Origin of the sequence: Zavarzinella formosa DSM 19928, assembly GCF_000255705.1 — a bacterium.
In the GTDB taxonomy this organism is placed as follows: domain Bacteria; phylum Planctomycetota; class Planctomycetia; order Gemmatales; family Gemmataceae; genus Zavarzinella; species Zavarzinella formosa.
Genome location: NZ_JH636440.1, coordinates 669969 through 682540 on the forward strand (window position 1 = coordinate 669969; position 12572 = coordinate 682540).

Annotated in this window: 8 protein-coding genes; 1 reads left to right on the plus strand and 7 read right to left on the minus strand. The window is 60.8% G+C overall.

The features are described 5' to 3' along the window. Nucleotides 1-70: 70 nt before the first annotated feature. The 7 genes from BGIM_RS0113745 to BGIM_RS0113780 form a co-directional block, all read right to left on the minus strand. Nucleotides 71-982: a YybH family protein gene (locus tag BGIM_RS0113745; RefSeq protein WP_020470343.1), complete on the minus strand. Its 912-nt coding sequence runs from the start codon at nucleotides 980-982 to the stop codon at nucleotides 71-73. Between the two features lie 283 nt (nucleotides 983-1265). Next, entirely contained in the window at nucleotides 1266-2735 is a 1470-nt protein-coding gene (locus BGIM_RS0113750; RefSeq protein WP_020470344.1) for an NAD-dependent succinate-semialdehyde dehydrogenase, read from the minus strand. 81 nt (nucleotides 2736-2816) lie between these two features. Further along, nucleotides 2817-4691, minus strand: coding sequence for an MBL fold metallo-hydrolase (locus BGIM_RS0113755; RefSeq protein WP_020470345.1), 1875 nt, complete (start codon nucleotides 4689-4691; stop codon nucleotides 2817-2819). Nucleotides 4692-5206: 515 nt separating this feature from the next. After that, nucleotides 5207-5560: a hypothetical protein gene (locus BGIM_RS0113765; RefSeq protein WP_020470347.1), complete on the minus strand. Its 354-nt coding sequence runs from the start codon at nucleotides 5558-5560 to the stop codon at nucleotides 5207-5209. A gap of 84 nt (nucleotides 5561-5644) precedes the next feature. Next, nucleotides 5645-9559 carry a protein kinase domain-containing protein gene (locus BGIM_RS57430; RefSeq protein ID WP_020470348.1) on the minus strand — a complete coding sequence of 1305 codons (3915 nt, stop codon included), beginning with the start codon at nucleotides 9557-9559 and terminating at the stop codon, nucleotides 5645-5647. A gap of 102 nt (nucleotides 9560-9661) precedes the next feature. Next, complete coding sequence (locus BGIM_RS0113775; protein WP_020470349.1) at nucleotides 9662-10564, minus strand: sugar phosphate isomerase/epimerase family protein; 903 nt, start codon at nucleotides 10562-10564, stop codon at nucleotides 9662-9664. Nucleotides 10565-10676: 112 nt separating this feature from the next. After that, entirely contained in the window at nucleotides 10677-11333 is a 657-nt protein-coding gene (locus tag BGIM_RS0113780) for a hypothetical protein (protein ID WP_020470350.1), read from the minus strand. Between the two features lie 403 nt (nucleotides 11334-11736). Here BGIM_RS0113780 and BGIM_RS0113795 point away from each other — a divergent pair, with 403 nt between their 5' ends. Next, nucleotides 11737-12297 carry a hydrolase gene (locus BGIM_RS0113795; protein ID WP_020470353.1) on the plus strand — a complete coding sequence of 187 codons (561 nt, stop codon included), beginning with the start codon at nucleotides 11737-11739 and terminating at the stop codon, nucleotides 12295-12297. The last annotated feature ends 275 nt before the right edge of the window (nucleotides 12298-12572 follow it).

The window sequence follows — 12572 nt, forward strand, 5'->3', positions numbered from 1 at the left end:
CCACGCCGAGCATCAACACGCCCGCCCAAAACAGGGAAGTCGGTTTCATGGTGATTGTCTCGGTGGGTGGTTATTTGGCGGCCGGGGTTTTGCGATACGTCAGCTTGATGTCCGGCCGGGGCTGGCCGTCCACCTGTCGGTTGGTGGACGACCATTCAAACGTGTTTTCGTCCACGAACTTCCAGGCGGGATTGGAAGAGGCTTCCAAACCATCGGCCGTCATGCCGACCGCCTCGATGTTCCATGTGTTGCCTTCGCGGGTCCAGTCGGCTTCCCCCCGGCCTCCTTGCGTGTCAAATACCCATGAGTGAATTTGTTCGGAAGCCGGGTCGTAACCGATCATCATCGTGATGCCGAGAACCTCGCTCTCTTTTGTCTTGATTGATTGTTCAACAATCAGATAGCCCCGGTTTCGCATCCATTTGACGTTCATCGTCAGGGTTTGCTCGCCTTCCTTGCTGGTCCATTCGCCGAGCAGCCATTCCAGTGATTTCAAATGGGCATAGGCCGGGGCGTATCCGGTGTTCTCTTCGCCCGGCAAATCGCGCATCCGGCTGAACTGCCACTTCTTGGTGGCCGCGTTGAGAACCATCACCCCCTCGAAGGGGTTGCCTTCCGTCCCCTCGGCGGTGGTGAGTTCCACGGTGCCGTCGATGAGGGCGACCGTCCCGCCAATGAGCTTCACGTTCTTGATGGTTCCGGCCAGCTTGTTGCCGCCGTCCGGTTTGCAAATGGCCCGAAGTGATTCGGAGAGGGCCGTCTTGTTTTGAACCTTCCCGTCATCATCAATCGACTCGGCATCATCAGCCCAAAAACCGAGGACCGTTTCGATGTCCCCCTTGTTGAACGCCTCGACATAACTTTTCACCGATTCCCGGACCGGGGCGTCTTCCTTGGGTTTCGGGGTGGTTTGTGTGAGGGCATAGCCCCCGCCCAACAAAATGCTGACAACGCCGACAAACGCGGCCAATCGACGATTCATGAGGGTGACTCCGCGAGAAAGGAAGGAACGGAGTTATTGATACTTATTTGAGTGGCGATGCGCCATGCGGCGGGGAAGGACGAGTCTTCAAAAGAATAAAGAACCCCCCGTGCCTTCCGGAGAAGCACAAGCCAGTTGATCTGTGGCTGAGACCAAAATAAGAGCCCCACTGCGTGAGCGGTGGGGGTGGCTTCCTGTGTGTGTTGGCCACCCCCACCGCTCACGCGGTGGGGCTCTTATGATGTGTTATCGTTGCCGATGTGTTGACAGTCTTTGCCCCCAATCAATCCTTCAGCCGAATGCTGATGTGCTTCGTTTCCAAATACCCGTCCAATCCCTCGCGTGACAGTTCGCGGCCCATGCCGCTTTCCTTCATGCCGCCGAAGGGGGCTTGGACCGTGGCGGGGACCGGGTCGTTGACGCCGATCATGCCGGCTTCGATGCCTTCGGCCATCTTGAACGTGGTCGTCAGGTCGTTGGTGAACACGTAGGCGGCGAGGCCGTAGGCGGTGTTGTTGGCCTTGGCGATGGCTTCGTCAATCGTGGAAAATTCCATGATCGGCATCACCGGGGCGAAGGGTTCGTCCGTCAGCACGCGGGCGTCGTCGGTCAGGCCGGTGAGGATGGTCGGCTCAAAGAAGTAACCCTTGGCGAAGCGGTCGCAACGCTTGCCGCCGGTGAGGAGCGTGGCGCCCTTGCCGGAGGCATCTTCCACCAGTTTGATGGTGTTTTCCATCGCCTTTTTCTCGAACATTGGCCCGATTTCGGTGCCGGCGTCGAGACCGTTGCCGAGCTTCAAATTCTTCGCGGCGGCGACGGCCACTTCGATGAACTTCTTGGAAATGTCCTTGTGGACGAAGAACCGCGACGGCGAGATGCACACTTGGCCGTTGTTGCGGAACTTGCCCATCACCGCCGCCTTGGCGACGGCTTCTGGGTCGGCATCCGGGAAGACGATGAACGGGGCGTGACCGCCGAGTTCGAGACTCAGGCGCTTCACATGTCCGGCCGCTCCGCGCATGAGCATCTTGCCCACTTCGGTTGACCCGGTGAAGCTGATCTTGCGGACAATCGGGTTCTCGATGAACTCGTCGCCGATGTCCTTCGCCGGGCCGATCACAAAGTTGGCCACCCCGGCGGGGAGCCCGGCTTCGATCAGACAATCAAAGATGTTGATGAGCGACAGCGGCGTTTGCGTGGCGGGCTTGCACACGATGGTGCAACCGACGGCCAGTGCCGGAGCCATCTTGCGGGACAGCAAGGCGACCGGGAAGTTCCACGGGCCGATGGCGCCGACCACGCCGACCGGGTGCCGGAAGGTCAGATGGCGCTTGCCCGGCACGCTGTTCGGGATGATGTCCCCGTAGGCCCGCTTGCCTTCCTCGGCGAACCATTCAAACGTGTCGGCCGTTTGCAGAATCTCCCCCTTGGCCTCGGGGAGCGGCTTGCCCTGTTCCATCGTCAGTGTGCGGGCGATGCCGTCGGCCCTTTCGCGGATCAGTTCGGCCGCCTTCTTGAGGATCTTCGCCCGGTCCCACGCCGTCAACTTGGCCCAACCCGGCATCGCGTTCTTGGCGGCTTCGATGGCCTTTTTGCAATCCTCACGGGTGCCGAAGGCCACTTCGGAAATGGGTTCCTCAGTCGCCGGGTTGTTGACCGGGTTCCGCTTCCCGGAGGAGGAATCGACCCACTGGCCGTTGATGTAAAGCTGGCGATATGTGCCCGTGGAAAGGGCGGCGGGTGCGGCGGACATGCGGAAGGCTCCTGGGGAGAACTCGGAATCCAAGGCAAAGGGTTATGCTACGGCAGGAGCGAGGGGAAGTCACCGCATGGATTAACCCACGCCCACAATGAAGTCGAACAGTTCGCCGTGCCGCACGCCGTCCCGTGTGATGTCGAACGCGGCCAGATGCGTTCCGGCTTTCGCATCCCCGGCGGCTTTCACTTTGACGGTGTGGGTGAAGGTTCCCTCGTCGTTAATCTTGCCTTCCAGCACGGCCGGTTCGCAGGAGAGGCCGGGCGGGGTGTGGATCTCGATCTTGTGGGTCTGCTCCTTCTTGCGGAAATTGCGGACGATCACCTTCAACTCGGCCGTGCCGCCCGGCTTGAGGTTCACGCGATAGGGCAACGGTTGCACCCAATACGGGTCGAACATGTAGCGGTAATCGTCCTCCACGCTCAACGCCCGGAATTCTTCCCGCAGGGCTTCCATGCGCACTCGCAAGCGTTCGATGAGTTTCCTTGGCTCGGCCATCGCCCAACAGTGGCCGCCGAGCAGCAGGTCCGGGGCGATGTTGTGCAGATAACTGGCGGCGTAGAGGTAGCCTTCCTCCAAGATGCAGAAGTTGCGGGCGACCACCGCCTCGTTGCCCCCTTGCTTCGGGTCGGTCGGGCTGGCGAAGATGTTGTCGCCGGTGAAGGCCACCCGCTGGTCGTCGATCACGCCGTGCAGGCAGGAAGCGAACTTGGTCTGGCCGGGCATCCAGTCACAGGTGAGGGCGTAGCCGTTCCAGTGGATCGTTTCGCCATCCCGGATGGTGCGGTCGAACTTCAATGGTTCGAGAATATCCGGCCGGTTCTTGGTGTCGTAGGCGGGCAGGACCGCGCAGAGATCGTGGTCCCACGGTTTTTCAAACTTGTCCACGACGCCTTGCATCGCCCAGAGTTTCGCCCCGTGTTTGGCCCGCACATGCCAGGCGTCGAGGGCATGGTCTCCGTGGTAATGCGTCACAAACACGGCATCAATGGCCTTGAGACCGAGGCGTTCTTTCATCAGGGCGATGGTTTGGTCCAAAAACGTCCGGTCGAACAGGCCGCAATCGATGAACAGGGCATGGCCGTTGTCCGCGAGCAGCATGTGGAAATTAGGCCAGTATTCCGGCCCGCGAAACTTGTAGAGATGCTTGGAAACCTGCCACAAATGCGGCACCGGACTCGGTCGGCTCACGGTGTCCTGATCGCATGAGGCAAACCGGCTCACGTCCCAGCCGCGAACATACAACTCGGCGAACTTCTGCAACCGGGCGACATACGCCAGCAGTTGCTTCTTCGCGTTCTTAACCTCCGGCCCGTGGGACGGCAACAACACCGCCGGATCATACCCGGCCAGTTGCCCGGCGCTGCCGCCGAGTTCGTAAATCCCCTTGGCGAAGCCGTAATCCCACTCGGTGTCGTACCAAGTGTGCATCTTGCCGCCGTCGAGCATCAGGTCGCCGCTGAAGGCGACAAACGGCCCGCCGAGCTTCAGCAGATATGTCATGTGGCCGGGGCTGTTCCCGCCGGTCTGAACGCACCAGAATTCTTTCCCCTTCCAAGTGAAGTCATCCATCTTGGCAAAAGTGCGATCCACGGGAATCGGCTGAATCGGTGGCCGAACATAACTTGCCCCGTGAACCGTGTGGGCATCCCCCAAGGTCGGCTTCAACTTGCGAAACGAAACCGGATTCTCGAAAAACGCCTTCTCATTCGCCGGCACGGCCACCTTCGCCCCGGTCCCCTTGAGCTTGCCCGCCCCCTGACACTGCTCCCGGTGATGGTGGGTGAACAATACCCACTCGACCGATTTCACGCCGATCTCACCGAGAGCGTCCAGTACGCTGCCATCCCCTAAATCAATGAGGAGGGCCGTGTCCCCCGAACGGACAACATACACGTTACAGGTGTCCGTCCAGCGATAGAGATCGTCGGCGAGCTTGGTGAACTTGGCCATGAGAGGTGTCCTTGCAAAATAGCGGGAGGCGATTAAGTCTCCATGATTCAATTTCAAGGGTCAATAGGTTTCCGGCAGTTCGCCACGCTGGGTCTGGCAAATCTTACTGGCATGCCCGTCCGGTCGGTTTTCGCCTCTTGGTTTTTGCCCCAAGGGGGCGCTCGAGAATAGCCAGGGGCGGAAGCCCCTGGGCAACGATCGCCAGAAGGAATCCACCCCAACGGGGTGGCACAACTCGCCAGTGCTGCCCCGTTGGGGCAGAAAACCCTTCAAATGACGGGATTCCAAGGGCTTCCACCCCTGGCTATTCTCGAGCGCCCCCTTGGGGCGAATACAAGCCGCTGACGTGTGCCAGAAATATTTGCCACACCCGCCGCGCTGACGCCAGGCCTAATTCAGCCGAAGTTCCGGTGACAAACTGACGGGCGAGAGATGATCGATCTCAAAAATCCCCGGATCGGGTTCCCAGCGTTCGCGTCGGAGGCAGTAGACGCATCGGAAAGCATCAAACGGAATCATCCGACCGCCTTTGCCTCCAATTCCTCAAGCATTCGCCTCGTTTCACCAAGCGGCAGAGGGGCGATCAAACGGCGATGCCGACGCAGGCTGTCTTGCAAATCTTCCAGTTCGATGGCTTCGCCTGTGGTGATCGAACCCTGAATGTCTTTTTCAATGAGCAAGCATCGTCGGGCATTCGCCTCCGAAGACCACTCTTCGATCTTGTCGGGAATCGGGGCCGACGAGACGGGGACAACGCGGAAGCGGGTTTTCCCATTCACTCGCAACCCGGTCCCCTCGGGATCTTGCGGCAAAGACAGCAAGAATTGGAGAACCGATTCGTTGTGTGACTCGACATCTATTTCGGTCATCTCTGAATCTCGTTCAAGGAGGCGCTTGCCACTTTCGATTGTAACTAGTCTGGCCATACTAATCGACAACGATCATTCACGCCCTTACTTTGGCCCGGTCACGCCGCCATCGTGGGTGATGCGGCACTGAGGCAGTTTCGTGGCCAATTGTTTGACACCGGCGACCGACAGCCTGGCCTTCGTCACATTCAGCGACTCCAGCGAAGTCAGGCTGGCAATGGTTGTCAGGCTGCCGTCGCCGACCGTCGTGCCGCTCACGTCGAGGTGTCGCATCCGGTCGAATCCCTTGAAGTTCGCCAGCCCGGTGTCGCCGGTTTTTGTTCCGGCGAGATCGAGAAACTCCAAGCCTTTTGAGGCTTTGAAGAGGGCCGCCGTGTCATCCGTCGCCGGAGTGCCGGCCAGACGGACACGGCGAAGATTCTTGCAATCCCTGAACGCCGCCAGACGGGCCGACGATAATTGCATGTTGTCGCTGAGATCGATGTCCGTCAGCCGAAATGGCTTCGGCGACAGGTCGGCGACGGACTTGATCCGGCGATCGCTCAAATTGATCCGCACGGCCCCGCCCACCTGCACCACATAATCGGCCGCCCTCCGGTCGCTTTCGGCCTCGGCCGCCGGGACATTGTCGCCGTCATGCTCGATTTTGCAATTCGGCAATTTAGCGGCCAGCCTCGCAATCTGCTCGGGCGTCAGCCGGGTTCCCCGCACGTTCAGTGTGGCCAGTTCAGCGAAGCCCTCAATGGTTGGCAGACATGACTCGCCGGCGAAAGATCCTTGCAAGTCGAGATCTCGCAATTTGGAGGCCTTGTTTTTCCGGAGCATGCCAAGCCAAGGCTCCGCGTATTGGTTGCCCGAAACATCGAGAACCCTCAGATGCTGGCAACCTCGGTAGTACCGCATCAACGCCTCAAGGGGAAATATTGGCATCCCGGCCGCGCTGGAGCCGGTCAAGCGAAATGGCGGCGGAGGCAGTTCTGTGGCCGACTTGATCCATCGCGGTTCGCCGTTGACTTGGACAGCGCCGCCGAAGGAGAGCGTGTACAAGGCGGCCCCCCGGTCCGGGTCGCTTCCCGCCAATTCTCCGAAGGGTTGCCGATCAATTTCGACGGTGCAGTCCGGCAGTTTGGCCTCCAGTCGGGCGACTCCGGCGGGCGTGATCGCGCACCCGGCGCCATAGATGTGGATCAGCGACGACAGGCCCTGGAGAACTGGCAGGCTGTCATCGCTGATTTTCGTGCCGGCGATGTTAAACGAGGCCAGGTGCTTCCAGTCTTTGATGTGGGTCAGCCCGGCGTCCGTTATCGCCGTGTTCGTGATCATCAACCGTTCCACGTCTTTGCAGTCTTTGAGGCGGGCCAGTCCGGCGTCCGTCACCGCCGTGTTGCTCAACGAGATCGACGCCAGCCGGGGGCAGCCTCGCAACAGTTCCAGTCCCGCATCGGTGATGGAACTGTTGGACAGGCCGATCTCGGTCAGATTTTTGCAATGCCGGAAGATGCCCAGCATGGCATCCGTGACGCGATGGGCCGAGAGGGATTCAAACTCGCACCCCGTCAGGATAAACGGCCTTTTCGGCAACGATCCCTTGCCACGATATGAGTGCGGTTCGTCATCAAGGCGAACGAACCCGCCGTTGGACAGCACATGCTCGGCGGCGAGGCGGTCCGGGTCGGCCGGCGATGACGGCTCGATGACCCCGCCGTCATGAAAGATCTGGCATTGCGGCAACCGTTCAGCCAGCTTTGTGATAGCCGGTGATTTCAAATTAGTCTTGCGCACATCAAGGATGGTGAGTTTGCTTAACGTGGGAATCATCGCTGCCGCGCCATCACCGATACGGACGCCGTTCAACCAGAGGGCCGCCAGATTCGGATGGGCTTGCAACCGGACCACCCCGGCGTCGGTCACGGACGTGCCCGAGACGTCCAACTCCCGTAGATTCGCGCAATCTTGGAACCCGGCCAATCCTTCATCCGTGACGGCTGTGTTGGCCAGCGAAAGTAGCAGCAGGTCTCGGCGGCCCTTGAAATGAGCCGTTCCCACATCCGTCACCGCCGTGTTGGCGAGGTACAAACCAAACAGACCCCGGCAGTTTTTGAGGAGGGCCAGTCCGTCGTCCGTCACTTTCGAGTCGGACAAATTAATCCGGCCCATGTGGAACGAGCCGCCCGGCAATTTGGCCGCCGTCGTGACTTCCGGCATGTCGTAATTGGTGCGGATGCGGCCGCCGACGGATAGCACATATTCAGCCGCCCGGCGTTCGATGGCCTCGGGAGTCAATTTCGGCGGGTTGGGATCGGCCGGCGTTTTTGGGGTTGAAGTTGTCTTCGGAGGAACTGGCTCAGCCGGCGGCGTCTTCGGGGGATCTTTGCGGGTCGCCACCGCCGGGCGTTCGGCTGACAGGCGGATGGTGGCTTTGCCGCCGCCTTTCATGGTGACGGAATCCGTCTCCAGTTTCACTCCGTCCCCGCCGACCATGCGGACTTGATAGTTTCCGGAGGCGACCGGCTTGACCCGCTCGCCCGGTTCCAGCGTGTATTTCAATCGGCCGTCGTCGTACAGTTCGAGTTTGCCGTTTTTGAAACGGGACTCGGCTTCGCCATCCGCCTCGACCATCAACGTGCCATCCTTGCCGCCGGACGACAGCAGGAAGATGGCGATGGCGGCGATCAGTGTGAAAACCGCCCCGCCGCCGATGGCCAGCGGCAACAGAAGGCTTCGCGGCTTGCCGGGTTGTTTCAGCGCCTTGGTTTGCTTGGTCGAGGTCGACGCCGACGAGGAGGAATCGACTACTTCGGTCGATCCGCTCAAGCCGCCCCACGGGTCCGGGCCGGTGGCCGCCGGGACGGGAATGCTTGGGAGCGTGGCGCTCCCTTGAATTTGGGCCAATTCATCGGCGACAACATGGCCGTTGGCCGGGCGGGCGTCGGCGTTTTTCGCCAGCAGCCGCATGATGAGGTCGGACAGCGGTTGCGGCACGCCGGGATTGGCTTCGTGCGGTGGTGTCGGGTTGTCCAGGGCCAGACTGGCGAGAATGGCGATGGTGTCCTCGCCGGTGAACGGTTTCGCCCCGACGGTCATCTCGTAGAGGATGACGCCGAGGCTCCACAGGTCGGCCCGGCCGTCTACTTTCTTTCCGCGTGCCTGTTCCGGAGCCATGTACGAGGGCGTGCCGACGACCGTTCCGGCGGCCGTCAATTCGTTGTCTTGTCCGAGTCCGCGAGCCAAACCGAAGTCGAGAATGCGAACTCGCGGGAACTGGCCCCGGCCGGATTCCAGCCAGACGTTCGCCGGTTTGATGTCCCGGTGGATCAGTCCGGCCTCGTGAGCGGCCGCCAGCCCGAGGGCGATCTCCCGGCCGATTCGGATGGCGTCGGCGATCGGCAACCGCTTTTCCCGCTTCATCCGCACATCAAGCGGTTCCCCCTTGAGGAACGGCATGGCGATGAACGGGATGCCCCCCTCTTCGCCGGTTTGATAGATGGGGCAAATGTGATCGTGTTCGATTTTGGCGGCGGTTTTGGCCTCCAGCAAAAATCTCGCGACGGCGCCCGGCTTTTCGGCGAACTCCCGTTTCAATGTCTTGATGGCGACTTGTCGGCCGAGGCGTGGGTCTTCGGCCAGATAGACCGTTCCCATGCCTCCCTGACCGAGAACCTTCCGGATCTCGAAGGACGTGAGTTGCGGCAGTTTCGCCAGCTTGGAACGCGATCCTGCGGAACCGGCTTCCGTGTCGTCGCCGTCCGTGGAACCGGCGTCGCCCAACTTGCCCAAGAGCATGTCGGCCAGCGCGTCCTCGGCCGGGTTCTTGTCGCGAGGTCGCTTTCGCAGCGCCGTCGCCAGCGTTCCCGCCTGCCGCCCGATGGCGACGATCACGTCATCCAAGATACCCGGTTCGGTGAGTCGGGCCGTTAACAGGCGAATCCCCTCGGGCGGGAGCTTTCCTTTGACAAATAATTTGAGACCTTCGAGTTCCGATGCGAGCGGGTGCGGCACAGGGCGTTGCCTCCATGACGAGTGTTGGGCCGGCAGTGTGGTAGTATATCCGGCCGGCGTCCGTCATGCGACCGCCCGATGGTAACGGGCGTTCCCGGCCGGTCAGCCTCGGGCCAGTTCCGTCCAGAGCGCCTTGTAATAACGCAGCATGTCCTCGCCGCTGGCCGGGTCGGTCGGGGTGCGGCCGACTTCAATCATCGTGTAGCGGTTGTAGCCGATGCTTCGCAACAGGGAGAAGAGTTCCCGATAGGGATAGATCTTGGCCGCGTCTTTGTAAATCTCGTTGATGTGGCAGGACTTGATCCATGGCTTCAGCATGTCGAAGGATTCCTTCACGGAACCGGCCTTCACATCCGTCGGGTTCGAGTTCCAAGTGAGGCCGACGCTCTTGTGGGCGGTCTCTTCCATGATGGTCTTCGCGTTGGCCGGTTCTTGGGTGCCCGGCCCGTGGACTTCGACGCAGATTTCGATCCCGGCGCTCTCGGCGGCCGTCCCGCATTCCTTGAGGGCTTTCCCAATCTGGGCCAGCGTCTTCTCGACAGGCACGCCCTTCGGCAACCCGTTGGGCCGGACCTTCACCCCTTTGCCGCCGATCTCGGCGACGAGATCAATGAAAGTCTTGCACAGTTCGATGTTTTTCTTCACCACGGTTTCGTCGGGCGCGTGGAATTCACACGTGCTGCCGGCACCCCAGAACGCGACGCCGCTGTCGGCGAATTGCTTCTTCACGTCGGCACGCTGGTCTTTTGTGAGCGAGGGTTCGACGCCATGCTTGTGCGTCGTCCGGCATTCGACGGCCGCGATGCCGACGCTCTTGCAAATCTTCAGTGTGGTGGCGAGATCCCATTGGGCGGCCACATTGTAAGTGACCATCCCGAGTTGAAAGGGAATGCCGGCGGCAGAGGAAGCGGCGGGCTTCGCCGGTTCGGCCCCGGTGACGGAACCGACGGCCACGACACCGGCCGACGCCCCGGCCACGACAAATTCCCGACGGTTCGGACGCATGGAAGAATACTCCGGCGGATTGATGGTGAGCGCCCATCATGACGCCACGCCGCCGCTGGGGCAAGAGGCTGGTTGGGGAAAATTGGCCAGCCTGTCCGATGCCGCGCAAACCTTACTTGTCTTTCATAGGCGCCGGGGCCTCTTTCGCGGGCGCCACCGGAACGGGGACTGCCTGGGCGGGCAGGAGAATCGGAGCGGGAACCGCTTGGGCGGGCAGGAGAATCGGAGCAGGCGCGATGGCCGGGGCCGGCATCGCCACCCCGCCGACGGCGGTGAAGCCGACGGAGCTCTTCGCGAGGGTGGTCACCAATTCCGGGGATGTCAGCACCAACAAATTGTCTTTGAACAACGCCAGATAGCCCGGATCAACCGGCTTGCCGTCCCCCGAGACGGCGACCACGCCGCCGGCCGCCAGTCGTTTGATCGCGTCTTCTTTGGACACGGTCTTCCCGCCCGCCGTGGTGATGGTCAGATCCTTGACATCGCCAAGCTCGACTTCAGCCCGCACGGTGACGTTGATCGTTTGCTGACGCGGAGCGCCGCCACCCCCGCCGATCACGACGTTGACGCCCTTTTGTTCCGTGCGGAGCACTTGGACGCGCACCTTCCCGTCGGCTCCGGGCCGCAGAGCCAGCAGTCGCGGAACGGCGCCCGCCGGGGCCGGGGCTTCGGTTGTCTTGGGCGCCGGCGGCAGGGCCGGGGCGGCGGTCAGGAACGATCCGCTCGAAACGGTCAACAATCCTGCCGTCAATGTTGCAAGGATTCTCATGAGGATGCTCGGTTTGTTGGAAAAAGGCGGCCTCTTTTGGGGCCGATACGATCAACCTGGCTTTTGGCGGACGAAACTCCGTCAACGGTCAGGTTGTGGGGGAATTATGGCCACGGACGGCATCCGGATCAAGTACATTTGTCTGACGCCGGGCGAAATACGCGGCCTTGGGCGCCGCCCGTTTTTCGGGAAGATGAATCATCAAGCCGGGCGGTTTGACTTCCGAACGGTCAACAATAATCTAAAGAGCTTACCGACATACGGGCCGATTCAAGGAGAACGATCATGGGCAACCCCGCCGCCATGCGAATGAAGAAGAAGGAAAAGCGTCGAAAGAAGCACGAACTCCGGCTGGCCACCAAAGCTGCCGCTCCGGCCGCGACGGGCGAGAAGAAGTAACGGAATGTCCCGGCTTGTTTCCGCTGATTCCGTTCTGTTGATCGTGGACGTGCAGGACAAACTGCTGGCCGCGATGCGGGACTCGGGCGCGCTCATCCGGGACATCGCCTTTCTGGCCAGCACCGCGAAACTGCTCAACGTCCCCGTGATTGCCACAGAGCAGTATCCCAAGGGGCTTGGCCCCACCTCCGCCGACCTGCTTCCGCTGCTCGGCCATCCCCCGGTTTCCAAACTGGCGTTTAGCTGCCTCGGCGCGGAGCCGTTCCGGGAATTGCTGGCCCCGATGGGCCGTCGTCAAATCGTCGTCACCGGGATCGAGGGGCATGTTTGCGTGATGCAAACGGTCCTTGATCTGCTGGAGGCGGGGAACGAAGTCTTCCTGCCCGTGGACGCCATCCAATCCCGCCGCGACTCCGACAAACAAGTCGCCCTGAGCCGGTGCGAACGGGCCGGGGCCATCCTCACGACCGTCGAAGCCACTGCCTTCGAGTGGCTTCGCGGCGCCGATCATCCCGTCTTCAAGGCCGTCAGCCAGTTGGTGAAAGACCGCCCGATCAGCGGGTGAGCTGGCGCTCGGATCAATCCTTTGCGAACACCGTGAAACCGTGGCGTGGGGGCACGAAAAGCATTAACCACAAAGACGCAAAGATCACACAAAGTTTCACAAAGAAGATCAAAGCAATGTGAAAACAGAAACAGCAAGCAAAGTGAAAACAAAAGACCACCGAGCCAAATCAAGGCAACAATGCTTTTTGATTTATGCTTGGTGGTCTTTCTTCTTTAACTTTGCTTGTCGTCTTCTTTGTGAAACTTTGTGTGATCTTTGCGTCTTTGTGGTTA

Excerpts from the sequence above, each read along its gene's own strand:
- BGIM_RS0113755 (WP_020470345.1), bottom strand. The coding sequence starts at position 4,691 with ATGGCCAAGTTCACCAAGCTCGCCGACGATCTCTATCGCTGGACGGAC.
- BGIM_RS0113795 (WP_020470353.1), top strand. The coding sequence starts at position 11,737 with ATGTCCCGGCTTGTTTCCGCTGATTCCGTTCTGTTGATCGTGGACGTG.
- BGIM_RS0113745 (WP_020470343.1), bottom strand. The coding sequence starts at position 982 with ATGAATCGTCGATTGGCCGCGTTTGTCGGCGTTGTCAGCATTTTGTTG.
- BGIM_RS0113780 (WP_020470350.1), bottom strand. The coding sequence starts at position 11,333 with ATGAGAATCCTTGCAACATTGACGGCAGGATTGTTGACCGTTTCGAGC.
- BGIM_RS0113765 (WP_020470347.1), bottom strand. The coding sequence starts at position 5,560 with ATGACCGAAATAGATGTCGAGTCACACAACGAATCGGTTCTCCAATTC.
- BGIM_RS0113750 (WP_020470344.1), bottom strand. The coding sequence starts at position 2,735 with ATGTCCGCCGCACCCGCCGCCCTTTCCACGGGCACATATCGCCAGCTT.
- BGIM_RS0113775 (WP_020470349.1), bottom strand. The coding sequence starts at position 10,564 with ATGCGTCCGAACCGTCGGGAATTTGTCGTGGCCGGGGCGTCGGCCGGT.